At 42.7% G+C, this 15,948-nt stretch carries 19 protein-coding genes and 1 tRNA gene; 10 read left to right on the forward strand and 10 right to left on the reverse strand.

What is annotated here, in order from left to right; all coding sequences use genetic code 11:
• Nucleotides 1–72: 72 nt before the first annotated feature.
• Nucleotides 73–148, reverse strand: a tRNA-Phe gene (locus AC04MM_RS04625).
• A gap of 356 nt (nt 149–504) precedes the next feature.
• Between AC04MM_RS04625 and AC04MM_RS04630 the strand changes: the two genes are divergently transcribed.
• The gene (locus AC04MM_RS04630; protein WP_475379154.1) at nt 505–1,272 is read left to right on the forward strand and encodes an outer membrane beta-barrel protein; all 768 of its coding nucleotides are present in this window, start codon (nt 505–507) and stop codon (nt 1,270–1,272) included.
• A gap of 5 nt (nt 1,273–1,277) precedes the next feature.
• Here AC04MM_RS04630 and AC04MM_RS04635 read toward each other — a convergent pair whose 3' ends face one another.
• The 5 genes from AC04MM_RS04635 to AC04MM_RS04655 are packed head-to-tail and all read right to left on the reverse strand — an operon-like array spanning nt 1,278 to nt 4,696.
• Nucleotides 1,278–2,447 (reverse strand): cystathionine gamma-synthase, encoded by a 1,170-nt coding sequence (locus AC04MM_RS04635; RefSeq protein WP_475379155.1) that lies wholly within the window; start codon nt 2,445–2,447, stop codon nt 1,278–1,280.
• An 11-nt stretch (nt 2,448–2,458) separates the two neighbouring features.
• The gene (locus AC04MM_RS04640; RefSeq protein WP_475379156.1) at nt 2,459–3,505 is read right to left on the reverse strand and encodes a PLP-dependent cysteine synthase family protein; all 1,047 of its coding nucleotides are present in this window, start codon (nt 3,503–3,505) and stop codon (nt 2,459–2,461) included.
• Nucleotides 3,489–3,704, reverse strand: coding sequence for a hypothetical protein (locus AC04MM_RS04645; protein WP_475379157.1), 216 nt, complete (start codon nt 3,702–3,704; stop codon nt 3,489–3,491). Before AC04MM_RS04645 ends, AC04MM_RS04640 begins: the two co-directional genes overlap by 17 nt.
• Before the next feature lie 51 nt (nt 3,705–3,755).
• Nucleotides 3,756–4,193, reverse strand: a complete 438-nt coding sequence (locus AC04MM_RS04650; RefSeq protein WP_475379158.1) for a hypothetical protein — start codon at nt 4,191–4,193, stop codon at nt 3,756–3,758.
• A complete protein-coding gene (locus AC04MM_RS04655) occupies nt 4,181–4,696 on the reverse strand; it encodes a hypothetical protein (protein ID WP_475379159.1) in 516 nt (171 codons plus the stop codon). The genes AC04MM_RS04650 and AC04MM_RS04655 overlap by 13 nt, the downstream gene beginning before the upstream one ends.
• A gap of 307 nt (nt 4,697–5,003) precedes the next feature.
• On the opposite strand from AC04MM_RS04655, the gene AC04MM_RS04660 reads away from it, so the two are divergent.
• Nucleotides 5,004–5,174 carry a hypothetical protein gene (locus AC04MM_RS04660; RefSeq protein WP_475379160.1) on the forward strand — a complete coding sequence of 57 codons (171 nt, stop codon included), beginning with the start codon at nt 5,004–5,006 and terminating at the stop codon, nt 5,172–5,174.
• Nucleotides 5,175–5,379: 205 nt separating this feature from the next.
• Here the strand turns inward: AC04MM_RS04660 and AC04MM_RS04665 are convergent, their stop codons facing one another.
• Genes AC04MM_RS04665 through AC04MM_RS04680 form a run of 4 tightly spaced genes read right to left on the reverse strand, consistent with a single transcriptional unit; the run spans nt 5,380 to nt 7,914 of the window.
• Nucleotides 5,380–5,991: a hypothetical protein gene (locus tag AC04MM_RS04665; RefSeq protein WP_475379161.1), complete on the reverse strand. Its 612-nt coding sequence runs from the start codon at nt 5,989–5,991 to the stop codon at nt 5,380–5,382.
• A 17-nt stretch (nt 5,992–6,008) separates the two neighbouring features.
• A complete protein-coding gene (locus AC04MM_RS04670) occupies nt 6,009–6,914 on the reverse strand; it encodes a carbon-nitrogen hydrolase family protein (protein ID WP_475379162.1) in 906 nt (301 codons plus the stop codon).
• Entirely contained in the window at nt 6,902–7,507 is a 606-nt protein-coding gene (locus AC04MM_RS04675) for a GNAT family N-acetyltransferase (RefSeq protein ID WP_475379163.1), read from the reverse strand. The genes AC04MM_RS04670 and AC04MM_RS04675 overlap by 13 nt, the downstream gene beginning before the upstream one ends.
• Nucleotides 7,507–7,914, reverse strand: a complete 408-nt coding sequence (locus AC04MM_RS04680; protein ID WP_475379164.1) for a ketosteroid isomerase-related protein — start codon at nt 7,912–7,914, stop codon at nt 7,507–7,509. Before AC04MM_RS04680 ends, AC04MM_RS04675 begins: the two co-directional genes overlap by 1 nt.
• Before the next feature lie 156 nt (nt 7,915–8,070).
• Between AC04MM_RS04680 and mdh the strand changes: the two genes are divergently transcribed.
• The 8 genes from mdh to AC04MM_RS04720 all read left to right on the forward strand — a co-directional run bounded on the left by mdh (nt 8,071) and on the right by AC04MM_RS04720 (nt 15,941).
• Nucleotides 8,071–9,024 carry a malate dehydrogenase gene (gene mdh / locus AC04MM_RS04685; protein WP_475379165.1) on the forward strand — a complete coding sequence of 318 codons (954 nt, stop codon included), beginning with the start codon at nt 8,071–8,073 and terminating at the stop codon, nt 9,022–9,024.
• Nucleotides 9,024–10,184, forward strand: a complete 1,161-nt coding sequence (gene sucC, locus AC04MM_RS04690) for an ADP-forming succinate--CoA ligase subunit beta (RefSeq protein ID WP_475379166.1) — start codon at nt 9,024–9,026, stop codon at nt 10,182–10,184. The genes mdh and sucC overlap by 1 nt, the downstream gene beginning before the upstream one ends.
• 7 nt (nt 10,185–10,191) lie before the next feature.
• Nucleotides 10,192–11,061: a succinate--CoA ligase subunit alpha gene (sucD, locus tag AC04MM_RS04695; protein WP_475379167.1), complete on the forward strand. Its 870-nt coding sequence runs from the start codon at nt 10,192–10,194 to the stop codon at nt 11,059–11,061.
• 125 nt (nt 11,062–11,186) lie between these two features.
• Entirely contained in the window at nt 11,187–11,612 is a 426-nt protein-coding gene (ndk, locus tag AC04MM_RS04700; protein WP_475379168.1) for a nucleoside-diphosphate kinase, read from the forward strand.
• A 71-nt stretch (nt 11,613–11,683) separates the two neighbouring features.
• Nucleotides 11,684–12,823 (forward strand): class I SAM-dependent RNA methyltransferase, encoded by a 1,140-nt coding sequence (locus tag AC04MM_RS04705; RefSeq protein ID WP_475379169.1) that lies wholly within the window; start codon nt 11,684–11,686, stop codon nt 12,821–12,823.
• A 49-nt stretch (nt 12,824–12,872) separates the two neighbouring features.
• Nucleotides 12,873–13,631, forward strand: a complete 759-nt coding sequence (locus AC04MM_RS04710; protein ID WP_475379170.1) for a tetratricopeptide repeat protein — start codon at nt 12,873–12,875, stop codon at nt 13,629–13,631.
• Nucleotides 13,628–14,602 (forward strand): helix-turn-helix domain-containing protein, encoded by a 975-nt coding sequence (locus AC04MM_RS04715; RefSeq protein WP_475379171.1) that lies wholly within the window; start codon nt 13,628–13,630, stop codon nt 14,600–14,602. The genes AC04MM_RS04710 and AC04MM_RS04715 overlap by 4 nt, the downstream gene beginning before the upstream one ends.
• Before the next feature lie 4 nt (nt 14,603–14,606).
• A complete protein-coding gene (locus tag AC04MM_RS04720; RefSeq protein WP_475379172.1) occupies nt 14,607–15,941 on the forward strand; it encodes an ArnT family glycosyltransferase in 1,335 nt (444 codons plus the stop codon).
• Nucleotides 15,942–15,948 lie beyond the last annotated feature (7 nt).

A 15,948-nucleotide genomic window follows, 5' to 3' on the forward strand; every position in this document is an offset into this window, starting at 1 on the left:
ACTACTTGTTTTTAGTGACTTGCGCTGTGTGATAAACTGTTAAGTGAGAAGAGCCAATGTTTGGGTATTAAATGGTGGCCAGAGACGGAATTGAACCGCCGACACAAGGATTTTCAGTCCTCTGCTCTACCGACTGAGCTACCTGGCCATTCTGATTAAAAGTGAACTTGCAAACTATCGACTTGGCCTAATCAAGTCAACAATTTAGCCCTATTCCGGCCGAAATCCAGGCTATCACTTACTGTAAAACCTAAGTTTTTTCAGCTGTTTGATTAAAGAATGGTCATATTTCCTGATTGCCTAAGATTTTAGCCCCATGGTGATTTGCTTTTTGCCCGAAATCCATCGAGCGGACATATCCGATACCACACAAAAAAAATACTTTTCAACGTCCTGAATTAAGATAGACCAAAGGATAAGATCCAAGAGAACACATTGCTCGCCTGAATAAATAAAATTAACCTCATATGAGTGACGCAAAATAAATTTTTCTTCTCTGTATTCATGGCTTTAATGTTGTTCTCAAACTGGGCTTACGCCCTGCAGGCCATCGTCGTTAAAGGCAATCGCGTTCTGTTTTCACTAGACCAGGTTGAAATGCAGTCGATCAGTATAAATACGCTGGTGATTTCTGCTGACAAAACTGTTCAGGCTAAGATTATCCAGGTTAAAGGCCCACGCGCGATCGGCCAGGTTGTTCGCGGTTCTGCCCGTCCGAATATGGTGTTTCGCCCACTTTCAGGCGAAAAGAAAAAAGATGATCTGAAGTTCGGTTTTTTCGGCGGTATTTCGATGAATACCATGACCATCAATTTAAGTTCGACCAATACACTTAAACTTCAGGGAACCGGTTTTGGCTTAATGGGATTTTTTGATTACACTTTGTTACCCGATTTTGCCTTTCGTGGAATGGGCGGCTATGAATCATTTAAGGCCTCTGCATCCACCACCACCTGCCCGTCAGGCACCTGTTCAGTGAATTTAAATTATCTCAGCGGGCAAGGTTATGCCCAGTATGATGTCGCTAAGTTTGCCGGTGGCAGCCGCTTCTGGATCGGTGTCGGCGCCGGTATTTTGTTTTCAGCTTCAGCTTCGAGCGAAATCATCAACACAGATTCAATGAAGACCAATCAGATTTTTATTCTTGGCACCGGTGCGGATTACCGTCTTTCGGATACCACTTATTTGCCGGTACAACTGGATTACTTTCTCTACCCGGATGGCGATATCAAAACGCAACAGATCAACCTGCGTTTAGGATATAAATTCTAGAATATTTAAACGGTAGCCGCTTTAAAAGCTTGTTCTAGATCAGCTAAAAGATCATCGATGTCTTCTACTCCGACTGATAGACGGATTAGCGAATCATCAATGCCCAGTGCTTTGCGCTGCTCGGCCGGAACCGAAGCATGTGTCATGATTGCCGGGTGTTCGATTAAGGATTCAACACCACCCAGTGATTCAGCTAATGCAAAAACTTCGACTGATTCTAAAAACTTGCGCGCCGAATTCATGCCACCTTTGATAAAGAAGGTGATCATACCGCCAAAACCGCTCATTTGCTGTTTTGCTAACTCGTGTTGCGGATGCGAAGCCAAACCTGGGTAAATCACCCGTTCAACCTGTGGATGTTTTTCTAGAAATTGCGCCACTTTAATCGCATTTTCAGCGTGGGCCTTCATGCGTAACGGTAAAGTTTTTAAAGAACGTAAGGCCAAGAACGCATCAAACGCGCCCTGAATTCCGCCCATTGAATTTGTCAAAAACTGAATACGATCAGCGATGGCTTTATCTGAAGTCACAGCTACACCGCCAACCACATCGGAGTGGCCGCCGATATATTTAGTTGCCGAATGCACCACAATATTAGCACCCAGCTCTAACGGACGTTGAAAGTACGGTGACATAAATGTGTTATCAACCACCACCAAAATACCTTTAGCAGCGGCGATCGCTGAAATTTTCTTAATATCTGCTAATTTAAGCGTTGGATTTGTCGGTGTTTCAACCCAGATCATTTTAGTATTGGGTTTAATCGCTTTTTCGACATTTGCGACATTGGTTAAGTCGGTATAAGAGAACTCTAAGCCGTGATGGCGCAAAACTTTATCAAATAAACGAAAGGTTCCGCCGTACATATCATCCATTGCGACGACATGGTCGCCAGCGGTTAATAGATGTAAAACCGTCGTTGTTGCAGCACAACCACTCGAAAAAGCAAAACCGTATTTGCCCGACTCTAAAGAAGCAATGCAATCTTCGTAGGCTCTGCGGGTCGGATTGTGGGTACGTGAGTACTCCCAGCCTTTATGTACACCCGGAGATTCCTGCACATATGTAGATGTTAAGTACACCGGTGTCATAATCGCGCCCGTTGTCGGATCCGGAGATTGGCCCGCGTGAATGGCGCGGGTGTTAAATTTCATTTTTGAGCTGTCTGTTTTCATATTTATCTCGATTAGTTGTATTGTTTCATGTGTTCTTCAGCTTTTACTTCAACATTGAAAGCTGATTTCATGGCACTGGCATCCATTAAACCGTTATCAACCATCCATTTATCGTTAAATACTTTACTTAAGTACGCTTTGCCTGAATCAGGCATAACAACCACGATTTTTGATGGTTTTTCTAACTTTTTTGAATACTCAATCGCGCCCGCTAAAATTAAACCGCTTGAAGGGCCTACACATAGACCCTCTTCAATCACTAAACGACGAGTTAGCGCGAAAGCCTCTTTATCAGTTACTTTAACGCAATCGTCGTAAACTTTTAATTGGCAGTTGTTCGGAAGCATATCTTCACCAACGCCTTCAACTTTCCAAGCACCCGGGGGATCAACAATTTTACCGTGATAAAACAAGTCGTAAATGATTGAACCCACCGGATCCGTCACCAGAACTTTTGTGTTAGGATTTTTCTCTTTTAAGAATTTACCGACACCAGAAATTGTTCCGCCGGTGCCTACGCCACCAACAAATACGTCGATTTGACCCTTTGTTTGCTCCCATAATTCAGGGCCGGTCACATTATAATGATAATCCATGTTATCCATATTGTGATATTGGTTCGCATAGAAACAATTTGGAGTATTTTCAGCGATTTTTTTGGCGACCGAATAGTGGCTTAACGGATGTTCTGGTTCTAAACCTATCGGGGTCACGACAACTTTTGCGCCGTAAGCACGTAACATCGCACGTTTTTCTTCACTCATTTTTTCGGGCAGAACGAAAATACATTTATATCCTTTAACCGCAGCCGCCAAAGCCAGGCCCATACCGGTGTTGCCGGCCGTCGCTTCGACAATTGTGCCGCCCGGTTTAAGTTCGCCGCGTTTTTCGGCGGCTTCTACCATATATTTAGCGATACGGTCTTTAATCGATCCACCGGGGTTAAAATATTCTACTTTGCCGAAAAACTCGTGTTTTGAACCGGCTGTAACTTTGTTTAAACGCACTAACGGCGTATTGCCGATGGTATCCAGGATATTATTAGATATTGATATCATGATTAATCTTCTTTGTTTTGCTTGGTGTTTTTGTGTTCTTTTGGATCATTCCCGAGCCCAGCATGTAGGTCATCAGTTCTACCATGTCGCCGGAAAAAGGTATTTTCAGGCGCTGACATAACTGCTGCACTTTTTTGGATTGGACATTTTTTTTCGTCAATTCAGAGACCAGTTCGAGGCATAATTCATTGTTTGTCATACTCTGAAGAAATTATCGTCTTGGCGCCTACAAAACAAGGTGAAAAACCTTTTAAAAAGCAAGCTGGCACAGTGTCGGAACCAGCAGCAAAATACAGATGGCCGGAAACACCAGAAAAACCAGGGGGATCTGCAACATTAACGGAAGTTTGGCCGCATGTTCTTGAATATCGGCTTCGCACATCTCAACCAGATCAGCTTCCAGTGCCTTAAGCGGCTCATATATTGGTTGTCCGCGCAGGCCGGATTCTACCAACATGATGACCGCTCTATGTTGCGCGTTAAAAATATTCAGGTCGCTGACTTGTGTGGATTGCCGAATTTGCCACCATTGCATAAAATTTTTTGCAAATTCGTCCTGAAAACCGCGTAAATTGGACATACGGTGAACAAATTTCTGTAAACCTTGGTTAACTGATAAGTTTTTTTCGACAGTACGCTTAAGATCCCACACCAAAAGCAAACTACTCGGCAGATTTATATCGTCCATCGGATTCGGTTTCCCTTCTTTAAAATGACCGTAAGACCCGCGCTCATCAACAAAAGTGAGCCCATGATGACTTCCGGATACTTACTTAACTGCAACTCAGCGATGGCAAAGCAAAGTAAAAACACATAAATCAAGGCCGCCACCACCGCTTGGGCGCGCACTTGCAGCGCCGAAAGTCTCGACCTATGTCGCAAACTATTTTGAATGCGCAAACCCCGCTTAAATTGGTCTATTTGATCAGAAACTCGCGTTGAAGAACGCAAAATAAAATAAATTTCTTCAAAGAAATGGGCCGAAAACTTCTTTTTGGCGTAAATTGGCACCGCTTTCGGCCGCTCATCATCGACATCTACGTAGTTCAGCGGTTCAAAAACAATTTTTTCAACGTGAGTAAGTGTCTGAAACACAAGTTTTGTTGATTTCAACGGTGATTGACCACCCTTAATATGCAGATTAATCGCTTCAAGAACCTTAATTTGCCCTCTGAAAAATGCTTTTTTCAAAAAAAATTCAAAATATACGTTTAAAAATATCAAGCTAAGTAAAATTCCGCCGATATAACTGGTGAACAACACGAAATGTTCTTTGAAAAACAGAAAATAAAGGCTCGGAATATTCAAAACCACGAACATCAGTTTCCGAATTTTCGGAAAAATGATGTGAAAGATCTCAAGCCGATACACAAATCGATCCGAAATGAATAATCCGAATATCGAAATCAGGAAAAACAGCATTCAAACCTCGCTTTCACGCGAAAGTTTGATTGCAAGATAAATGCAACAATTTTTTTTGTTGACGGATTAAATCAATTTGTCGACAATTTTATTAAGGGAGACTGAAAAGTCACAACAACAACAACGTGAGCGTAGAAATACGTTCACTCCGGAAGGAGCAACCATGGCTAAGAAAAAAGCAAAAAAAGCTACTAAAAAAGCTGCTAAAAAAACTACAAAAAAATCTACAAAAAAGAAAAAAAAGTAGATTCTTCTGTAAAGCAGAAGCTTTGGAAGGGCTAACGTAAGTTGGTCCTTTTTTTTTGCCTAAAATTCTTAGAGGTTGTCTCAAATATAAAAAAATAGGCCGTATAAACGGCCTATTTTGCATTTAAAGCTATTTTTTCTAATTTATCTGACGACAGGAAGTCGTCAGAAGGCCGTCATGGATGATAGCCAGCGCAGCGGTCGCACTAGTAAAAATAAGTTAAGCCAACACCCGCAGTTGGTAAGTAAACCGAAGTATTCAGCTCACCTAACACCATCAATTCACCGTAGAAATTTACACCCGATAATTCGCCTTCAAGCTGGTTGTACTCTAAGCCCATGCCCCCCGCTAGAAAGTTGGCGGAAAACTTGTTATCTCGCATTTGTTGTTCAGATAAGACTCTTCTTAAGATATCAGAACTCGAAGCTTCGGCCTGTGATCCGTTGGCATTAAACCAGTTGGCATAACCGACCTTAGTATATGGAGATAAGTAAGCCGATTCATAATTATGTTTCCATGCAATATGAAATGTATTGTAAGCCTTGCCCATACCGATTCCGAAGCCTAAAGCATCCTGCGGTTTGATATTAACCTCTAAATTAAAGCCAAATCCCCCGGTTAAACCGCCGGTAGAGATACCTAACCCGATCTTTTTGTAGTTTTTAAGGTCGTAATTTGAATCATACAGCTCAACACCTTCATGGTCGAACTTCTGACTTTTTGAAAAGATAGACTGGTTAGCGCTTTCAGTTTCAGAAGATTGTGCGAAAGCTGCCGTTGTTGTTAAAAAAGCTAATACTATTAATAGTGATTTCATGTTGTGGGCCTCTCTTTTTAGCCTAGTTTAATCATTTTTGCCTGAATAGGAAACGAATTCTGCAGGGCTTGATGCTTTTTAAAGTTAAAAACCGCGCCTGCCGAGCGAACGCGATCAATATGTGATAAGCGTAGAGCCTGCGTGATCCACCCCGGATTATTCGCTTCACCGGTTTGTAAAACGCCATCATCGGGAAACCCAACATCAGGTGTGGCATAAAATCCGGCGTAGCCGTAATTGATATCAACGGCCGGCGACCATTTTGCTTCGCCGATCGTCTGCGCAACCACGACGTAATTTTGATTTTCTAAGGCGCGGGCACGGGCGCCCAAATGCACGCGGTGAGCCCCTTTGACGGTCTCGGTACAGCTCGGGGCCAGAATAATCTGCGCTCCGGCATGTGAAGCTGTAAGTGCCGGAAACGAAAATTCCACATCAAAACATGTTGAAATGGCAAATTTCACAAAACCGGTATCGAAAATTTTTATTGTCGGTTCACCCGCCTGCACCTGCCACTCTTCATCCTCAAAGCGGGTCATAAAGAACTTATCCTGAAACTCAACGGCTCCGTTCGGGGCAAAAACAAAGACCCGATTGGTGGTCAGCTGGGGGTTGTGATAAAACGGTATACTCGGCGCGATAATAAAAACCTGGTGTTTGCCGGCCAAAGCCGAAAAAGTTTTTTTAAATTCTTCTATATATAGAGAAAGTTTCTGCGCCTGTGCTTTTAAATCTGTGCGCTCAGATTCTGAAAGTAAAGAAGTTAGCTCCATCGCTCCATATTCAGGAAAAAGCAGAAGCTGAGCTCCTGTAACCACCGCTTTTTCCACCCAGGTGCGGGTTTTCTCTTTCCATTGGTCAAGATTAGAAAAAAAATCCAACGGATACTGTGCCGAGGCCACGATTACATTTAGCGGTTCCATAGTTTTGTCCAATACACCATTTTTTTTGCGGTTGTTTGTGTATTCCCGAGATCAAGCCATTCGAAATCGGAAGTTAATTGATTATCTTTTTGATAACCCCGCTTTTGCCAAAACCCGTCTAAAGGCTGGTAATTGGCGGGTTTCAGCGGATGATCGGCCGATCTTTGCACGGCACAAAAAGTGGTGACCTTTATTTCTGGAAAACTTAATGCCACTTTTTCGCGGGCATCAAAAAAAGCATGTCCGATGCCCTGGCCGCGGTATTCCGGTAATAAAACGCTTTCACCGAAGTAGAAAAATTCGTCGATTTTTTTGCCGTTTTCGATGAATGGTTTTTTTATAAAATCTTCTTCTTCAGCCAGCGGAAGGGCGGTAGCAACCCCAACAATTTTTTTGCCTGCATTTTCATCAATGGCCAAAATAAATGTGCCATTTGCCGCTTTAAAATAGCGATCCAGATACTTAACTTCGTAGTCAACTGACCCGTCGTAAATATATGGAAAGTCTCGAAAAATCCTAATCCTGAGCGCTGCGATCTCTGCCAGATGCTCACGCGCAAAATCTTTACTGACAGCGTGAACTTTGATGCTCACTATTTCACCATTTCAATCCACTGGGGAAGATTATAATAAGTCGTTACGCGTTTAATTTTGCCGTCTTTTATTTCGAAAAATGAGCCCGCCGGAACCACATATTTTTGCCCCCGCGCTGTAGGCAATGACCCGTCCGTTTTTAAATAAGTTCCGTGCACATCAAACTCGGCGGCAATGCGGTTACTGTTTTCACTCGTAAAATATGTTAAGTTTTTTAGCTCTTCTTTATAGCAATTATCCATGTGAGCCATAAACTTAATGAACGCCTCCAGGCCAATTTCTTTCTTGCCTTGGTTAATATCGTGTTCTACTTCGGGATGAAGTAAAGCCAGCATGTCCTTGGTTCTGCCTTCATTAAAGGCTTTGAAGTAATTTTTCACGATATCTAGACTTTGATTTGTATTCAAATTTTAACTCCTGCAATAGGCCAAAACTTAGTCTTTAGCTTGAGCTTTAAGGCGATAAGTATTAAACCTGTTAAGTATTTAATTTTTAATTACAAAATCAAAAAAACAAACTTTTGGCAAAGCCAAAGTTTCTAAAATGTTTCTGGAGGAGTTTTCATGGCATTCACAGCACACACAAGAAAAAAAATCGCAGTTATTGGCGCAGGTTTTGTTGGTTCAACAACAGCTCACTGGGCAGCGCAAAAAGAATTAGGTGATGTAGTTCTTTTAGATATCAACGAAGGCGCAGCGATCGGAAAAACTCTGGATTTGGCCCAAGCAGCTACCATGGAAATGTTCGACACAAAAATCAAAGGAACTTCTAACTACGCTGATATCGCCAACTCAGACGTTGTGATCATTACTGCAGGTATGCCACGCAAACCGGGCATGAGCCGTGACGAATTAATCGGAATCAACGCTAAAATCGTTAAAGAAGTTTGTGCTGGTATCAAACAACACGCTCCAGATTCAATCGTTATCGTAGTTTGTAACCCTATGGATGTTATGGCGTTATATGCTAAACAACAATTAGGCTTTCCGAAAGAGCGCGTGTTAGGCATGGGCGGCTGTTTAGATTCAGCCCGCTTCCGTACATTCATCGCTGAAGAGTGCGGTGTTTCATACAAAGACGTAACCGGTGTTGTTATCGGTAACCACGGTGATGCGATGGTTCCTTTAGTTCGCACAGCTTCTGTGGGTTCAGTTCCTTTAATCGATATGTTACCGGCTGATAAAATCGCTGCCATTGTTCAACGTACCAAATCTGCAGGCGCCGAAATCGGTGGCCACTTAAAAACTGGTTCAGCTTACTACGCCCCATCTCGCGGTGCCGTTGAAATGGCTGAAGCCATTTTAAAAGACCAAAAACGTGTATTACCGGTTGCTGTTGAGTTAAACGGCGAATTCGGAGTTAACGATAAGATGATGGTTGGTGTTATGTGCGTTATTGGCGGTAAAGGTTTAGAAAAAATCATCGACTACAAAATGAACGCCGATGAAAAAGCAGAGTTCGAAAAATCAGTAAACGCAGTACGTACTTTATGTGAAGGGTTAAAAACGGTTCAATAATGAATATTCATGAGTATCAGGCAAAAGAAGTTTTAAGAAATTTTGGAGTAGCTACTTTAAAAGGTAAATTAGCGTTAACTCCTGATGAAGCAGTTGCTGCTGCAAAAGAAATCGGTGGATCAGTTTGGGTTGTTAAGGCCCAGATTCACGCCGGCGGCCGCGGTAAAGGTGGCGGCGTTAAAGTTGCAAAATCTTTAGATGAAGTTCGCGACTACGCGACAAAAATCTTAGGCATGACTTTAGTGACTCACCAAACTGGCCCTGAAGGTAAAAAAGTTCACAAAGTTTTTATCGAGCAAGGTTGTAACATCGCTAAAGAATACTACGTAGCGTGTTTAATCGACCGTGAAACTGGTCGCGTAGCCATGATGGCCTCTTCTGAGGGCGGCATGGATATCGAAGAAGTTGCAGAACACAACCCAAGTGCCATCAAAAAAGTTGATATCGATCCGGTAACAGGCCTTGGCGCTTGGCAGGCCCGCGAATTAGCTTTCGCTATCGGTATGGCGCCATCTACAGTTAACAAAGCTGTAAAATTCATGATGGGCTTATACGAAGCATTTGTAAAACACGACTGCTCGATCGCCGAAATCAATCCATTAGTTGTAACTAAAGAAGATGACGTGATTTGCTTAGATGCAAAAATGAATTTCGATTCAAATTCATTATACCGTCAGCCAAAAATTTTAGAAATGCGCGATTTAACTGAAGAAGAGCCAACTGAAATCGAAGCTTCTAAGTACGATTTAGCGTTCATCAAATTAGATGGTAACATCGGTTGTTTGGTTAACGGTGCAGGTCTGGCGATGGCAACGTTAGATATCATTAAACTTCACGGCGCGACACCGGCGAACTTTTTAGATGTTGGCGGCGGCGCCAATAAAGAAAAAGTAACTAACGCGTTTAAAATCATCCTTAAAGACAAAAACGTTAAAGGAATTTTAGTAAATATCTTTGGTGGTATCATGAAATGTGACGTGATCGCTGAGGGTGTTATCGCGGCTTCTAAAGAAGTCGGCTTAAAAGTTCCTTTAGTTGTTCGTTTAGAAGGTACTAACGTAGAACTTGGTAAAAAAATCTTGGCTGAGAGCGGTTTAAACATCATCCCAGCAAATGATTTAACAGATGCTGCTAAAAAAATTACTGCAGCGATTAAGTAGGTTTTAAATGGCTATTTTAATTAATAAAGATACAAAAGTAATGTGCCAAGGTCTTACCGGATCTCAGGGTTCATTTCACTCGTTACAATGTAAACAATACGGCACCCAAATGGTTGCCGGTGTTACCCCGGGTAAGGGCGGCACTGTTCATGAAGGTATTCCGGTCTTTAACACGGTAAAAGAAGCCAAAGAAAAAACCGGCGCTACGGTATCTATGGTTTTCGTTCCGCCTCCATTTGCTGCTGATTCTATCCTAGAAGCGGTTGATGCTGATTTAGATTTAGTGATCTGCATCACTGAAGGTATTCCGGTATTAGACATGGTTAGAGTTAAAAAATACATGCAAGGCAAACGCACCCGTTTAATTGGTCCGAACTGCCCTGGCGTAATCACGCCTGAACAATGCAAAATCGGTATTATGCCAGGACACATCCACAAAGCTGGCCGTATCGGCGTTTTATCGCGCTCTGGTACTTTAACTTACGAAGCTGTTGGTCAATTATCAGCTCTAGGTTTAGGCCAATCGACTTGTGTTGGTATCGGTGGTGACCCGGTAAATGGTACAAACTTCATCGACATGTTAAAATTATTCAACGCAGACCCAGATACTGATGCAGTCATCATGATCGGCGAAATCGGTGGAACAGCAGAAGAAGAAGCTGCTGAATACATCAAAAAAGAATTTAAAAAACCAGTTGCGGTATTCATCGCAGGGGCTTCAGCGCCTCCGGGTAAACGCATGGGCCACGCCGGCGCTATTATCAGCGGCGGCAAAGGCACAGCCGAGGCAAAATTTGCAGCTTTAGAGGCTGCAGGTTGCAAAATCTCTCGTTCGCCAGCGGACATGGGAACAACTCTTAAATCGATGTTAAAGTAATTAAGACAATATATGCTTAATTTGAAAGGCTCTGTAGCGATACAGGGCCTTTTTTATTGACCGTTTTAGACCCCCGGTTTACACCTAATCCGTAACCTAAAAACCTAATAAACAAGGAGCCCTACATGGCAATGGAAAGAACATTTTCAATCATCAAACCTAACGCTGTTAAAAAGAACGTAATTGGCGATATCATCGCTACTTTCGAATCTAAAGGCTTACGCATCGGCGGCGCTAAATTAGGAATGTTATCTCGTGAAAAATGCGAATTATTCTACGCTGAACACAAAGAGCGTCCATTTTTCGGTGAATTAGTTTCTTTCATGACTTCTGGCCCAGTTGTAATGATGTGCCTAGTTGGCGAAAACGCAGTTGCAAAAAACCGCGAAATCATGGGCGCTACTGATCCTAAAAAAGCTGACGCTGGCACAATCCGCGCTAAACACGGTGATTCAGTAGGCGAAAACGCTGTTCACGGTTCTGATTCAGTAGCTTCTGCTGAGCGCGAATTAGCGATCTTTTTCGACAAACACGAACTAGTAAACATGTAATTTACATGAAGAGACAGCAGGATCACAAAAATCCTAAATCTCATAAAAGGGACTCTGTATTAGAGTCCCTTTTGCATTCTGAGCATACGATCACTATTGAAAAATTAGCGGTCGGCGGCTCCGGAATTGGTCGTATTGATTTTCAAGACAAAAAATTAGTGGTCTTCGTACCTAAATCTGCTCCTGAAGACCAGGTTCGCGTACGCATTACCCAAGTTGAAAAAAACTTTTTAAATGCTGAAATAGTATCGGTTATCAAACCGAGTCCGTTTCGCCGTGAAGCGCCGTGTCCTTACTTTAACGACTGTGGTGGTTGCTCGTGGCAGCACATTGATGAACAACATCAAATTGCCCAAAAAGAACTTATTCTGAAAGACCTGTTTAAAAAATTTCTGCCTGATCTGAACTACACTTTACTTCCGACTGTAGTTAGTCCGCAGAATTTCGAATACCGCAATCGCATCCAGCTTAAACAAATGGGCACAAAGCTAGGTTACTTTAAACCTGAGTCACACGATCTTGTCGATATCGACGACTGTATGATCGCTGAAAAACCCTTACGTGACTGGTTAAAGGCCAATAAAAGCAAAATCCGCCCGAGTGACAAGCTCAGAAAGCACGAATTAAAAATCAATGCTGCAAATAAAGTAGAATTTTACCCGATCGGCGGCCATAGTGAGGGATTATCGTTTTCACAGGTCAACCGTTTCGTTAATGCCCAGCTCGTGACAGCTGTTGTCGACCTGGCAAAGAGCACTGCTCCCCGCTCGCTCACTGAATTTTATGCCGGCAGTGGTAACTTTACTTTTCCCTTGAGCCAGATTTCGAAGGATTTACAGATTGACGCAATCGAACTCAATCCGGACCTGACCGCACAGGCGGTTGAAGCTCTAAAAGCCCAAAAACTTCACAAACAAATTCGATTTTACACAACAAAATCTGAGTTGTTTCCTCTGCGCAATACCATGTCCGATAACCTGATCATGTTAGATCCACCCCGCCAAGGGTGTGAAAAGTCGCTTTTAGTAAAAATCGCCGAGACCAAACCGAAGTTTTTGCTCTATATCAGCTGTCATCCGGTATCATTGGTGCGCGATCTACAAGTGCTGCAGCAAAACGGCTACCGCTTTGATATGCGCCACCTGCAGATTTTTGATATGTTCCCGCAAACTGATCATTTCGAAACCCTTTGCCTACTTGAATTAGCTTAGCTCGAAAAGGTTGACTCACCTAAGCCTTAAAAGGCTTAATTATAGGAGTATGTTTTTACTTCGCCTGTGTATCGTCATCTTTTTGTTTGCATCGTGTAAATCGTTTAACGATCGTTCGGAAGAGCGTGCCCAGTTGCGCCTGCAATTAGGGGTATCGTACTTACAACAGGGCAATTATCCGTTGGCCCTGAAAGAGTTATTGGCAGCAGAAGAGTTGGACCCGAAAAATCCGCAGATTCAAAATAATTTGGGTTTATTGTATTTCGTGCGCGATAAATTAGAACTGTCGGTTAAGCACTTTGCCCGCGCCTACGAATTAGATAACAAGTTTACCGATGCGAAAAACAATCTGGCCCGCGTGTACATCGAATTAAAGCAGTTCACCATTGCCCAGCGCCTGTTAGAAGAGGTATCCGCTGATTTAACTTACCAGTACCAGATTAAAGCTGATATGAACTACGGATTGCTAGAATTTTACCGCAGTCGTTTTAAAGAGGCTAAAAAGCACTTTAAAAAGGTACTTGCCCAGGATCGTGAAGATTGTTTTGCCCAGGTTTTTCTGGGTCGCTCATTTTTAGAATTAAAAGAAAATACCCAGGCTGTTGATCAATTAGAAAAAGCCACCGCGTTCTGCAAAATCGTAGGCATTGATGATGCCCATTATTTTTCGGCAATTGCTCTGTATCGCACCGGCGAAAAAGAGCAATCACTGGTTCGCTTTCAAGAATTATTAGATTTATTTCCTCAGGCCAAATATAGAGAACAATCAAAAAAAATGATCGACATCATCGAAAAGGGAACACTATGAAAATCACCGGAGAGTTGCTGAAGTCAGAAAGAATCAAAAAAGATTTATCGATCCAGGACGTTGCTTACGCTTTAAAACTAAGTGTACGTATTATTACGGCGATCGAAAACGGTGACACCGATGAACTTCCGGCGAAAACTTTCGTCCGTGGTTTTGTGAAGAGCTATGCTGACTATCTAAAAATCGACAGCGACGCGGTATTAAAACAATTTCAGGAAGAAATGGGGTCAACTCACCCGGTTCCGAAAACAATAGCTACTCCGCAGGTTAACGCTGCCGTTTCTGCAGATGCGCCCGCGCCAACAAGTTCAAAAGTAGCTTTCAGACAGAGTGTTGAATCAATCAATGGCAGTAAGATGGAAGGCGGTCTGACCCGCAAAAACATTATTTATTTCGCCGTGGTTACATCTTTAGTTATCGTGATTGCCGTGATTAATAAAATCGCTAATCACTATCAAAACGAAATTCCGCAGATTACTGATGCTTCGGCCGAGGGAGTGCCGGTAAACACTGAAGCTGCTGTGGCGTCATCTCCGGCGGTCGTAGCCGCTGAGACTGTTCCGACCGATATCGCCAGCGCCCTTTCAACATCAAGTACGCTAATGGGTGGTATTGAAATTTCATCGACCGCTTCTCCGGCTGCAACAGCAGCTGCACAGCCGGCTTCAGCCGCGGCAACGACTGCACCGGCCCAGTCAGGACCAGAAAAAACTGCGGCCGCCGAAAAATCAAAAGGACAGCCGGTAGAAGTTTTAATCGAAGCAAAAAAAGATTCTTACATCGATTATGCCAAAGGTAACACTTCTGAATTTAAACGCTTAACTCTAAAAGCCAACACCTACCAGATTTTAAAATCACAGGCAGGATTACACTTGCGTGCCGCGGATGGCAGCGCTGTAAGCATTACTGTAAACGGTGTAAGCAAAGGCCAAATGGCTCCGGCTAACAAATTTGTTGAAATGACTTTCTAAACTTGTGCCGCGCAAACAAATTTTAAACCTTATTGCCCTTACTTTTTTTATCAAGCTGGTTGTAGCTCTAACCTTTCCGCTTGTGGGCGATGAGGCTTATTACTGGTTCTGGGGACAGAATCTGCAATTAAGCTACTTTGACCACCCCGGCATGGTGGCCTGGATTTCAAGTTTAAGCGAATTTGTGCCGGTACTTCCCAAATGGGCCGCCACCCGGGTTATTTTTGTTGTTCTAAGCACCGTTACATTTTTTATTTGGATTAAGGTTTTTTTACGCCGCCGCCAAAACATTACCGGCGGTAATGTAAAGAATGAACTTAATATTTTTGCGGCCTTTTTTACTTTAAATCCGTTTTTAGGAATCGGCAGCATCTTAATTACGCCGGATGCCCCGCTGTTATTGTTCTGGGGATTAAGCTCATATTTCGTGTTAAAGATTCTCGAAGGGCAAAAGAGCAAAGATTACGTCTTACTGGGTGCAAGCCTTGGTTTGGGATTTTGTTCGAAATATCATATCGTGCTGTTTCCCCTGGTTACACTCATCGCTTTGGCCTTTGAAAAGCGGCTAAAAGTTTTTTTCAGTCAAAAAATATTTTTAACAATTGTTACCGGTCTGGTTTTTTGTGCCCCGGTCTTAATCTGGAATTATCAAAATGACTTCGCGTCTTTTAAATTCCAGCTTAACCACGGTTTTCAGGCTCCTCAGCCTTACCAAGTCTGGTGGACTACTTCATATTTACTGGGCCAGATTTTAATTTTTAATCCGCTACTGCTCTATTTATTCTTCTGCAAAGACAAAAAATCCCTGTTTAAAATCAGCGCACTTGGCCAGTGGTTGTTTTTTCTCTACAGCTCTTTCAAAGCAAAAGTTGAGGCCAACTGGCCAATGACCTCGCACGGTGCCGGCCTCATTGATCTTTGTTTTGAAAATAAAAAATTGGTCCGTTATGCTCTCATTTACTTCGCAGCGATCTGGCTGATTGTTGGCGGCTTGTTTTTTACTGATTTCGGTCAGAAAAAATTCTCCCAGTTACCGACCAGTGTAACTGTCAGAGATATTGCCCCGGAGCTTCAGAATTTTAAGCCTCTCTATGGCCCGACATACCAGATGTCGGCGTTATTGTCGTTATTAACCGATACTCCGGTTTACAAACTCTACGGATTGTCACGCTACGATTTTTTCGATACCTTGCCGGCGGCAAAACCGGCTGAAAAAACTTTTTTTGTTCTTAAATATGCCACCACAGCATGGCCAATCCACTACCAGTTATATCAGAAAAATAAAGTAGCCGAATTTCCAAAATACAGCCTTGAGGTATTTGAGCTTAGTTATGAATAGAATCTTT

This window comes from Bdellovibrio sp. SBM16 (assembly GCF_056175625.1).

Coding starts and splice junctions, on each gene's coding strand:
- AC04MM_RS04670 (WP_475379162.1), bottom strand. CDS start 6,914: ATGGAACCGCTAAATGTAATCGTGGCCTCGGCACAGTATCCGTTGGAT.
- mdh (WP_475379165.1), top strand. CDS start 8,071: ATGGCATTCACAGCACACACAAGAAAAAAAATCGCAGTTATTGGCGCA.
- AC04MM_RS04630 (WP_475379154.1), top strand. CDS start 505: ATGGCTTTAATGTTGTTCTCAAACTGGGCTTACGCCCTGCAGGCCATC.
- AC04MM_RS04650 (WP_475379158.1), bottom strand. CDS start 4,193: ATGGACGATATAAATCTGCCGAGTAGTTTGCTTTTGGTGTGGGATCTT.
- sucD (WP_475379167.1), top strand. CDS start 10,192: ATGGCTATTTTAATTAATAAAGATACAAAAGTAATGTGCCAAGGTCTT.
- AC04MM_RS04640 (WP_475379156.1), bottom strand. CDS start 3,505: ATGATATCAATATCTAATAATATCCTGGATACCATCGGCAATACGCCG.
- AC04MM_RS04710 (WP_475379170.1), top strand. CDS start 12,873: ATGTTTTTACTTCGCCTGTGTATCGTCATCTTTTTGTTTGCATCGTGT.
- sucC (WP_475379166.1), top strand. CDS start 9,024: ATGAATATTCATGAGTATCAGGCAAAAGAAGTTTTAAGAAATTTTGGA.
- AC04MM_RS04645 (WP_475379157.1), bottom strand. CDS start 3,704: ATGACAAACAATGAATTATGCCTCGAACTGGTCTCTGAATTGACGAAA.
- AC04MM_RS04665 (WP_475379161.1), bottom strand. CDS start 5,991: ATGAAATCACTATTAATAGTATTAGCTTTTTTAACAACAACGGCAGCT.
- AC04MM_RS04635 (WP_475379155.1), bottom strand. CDS start 2,447: ATGAAAACAGACAGCTCAAAAATGAAATTTAACACCCGCGCCATTCAC.
- AC04MM_RS04715 (WP_475379171.1), top strand. CDS start 13,628: ATGAAAATCACCGGAGAGTTGCTGAAGTCAGAAAGAATCAAAAAAGAT.
- ndk (WP_475379168.1), top strand. CDS start 11,187: ATGGCAATGGAAAGAACATTTTCAATCATCAAACCTAACGCTGTTAAA.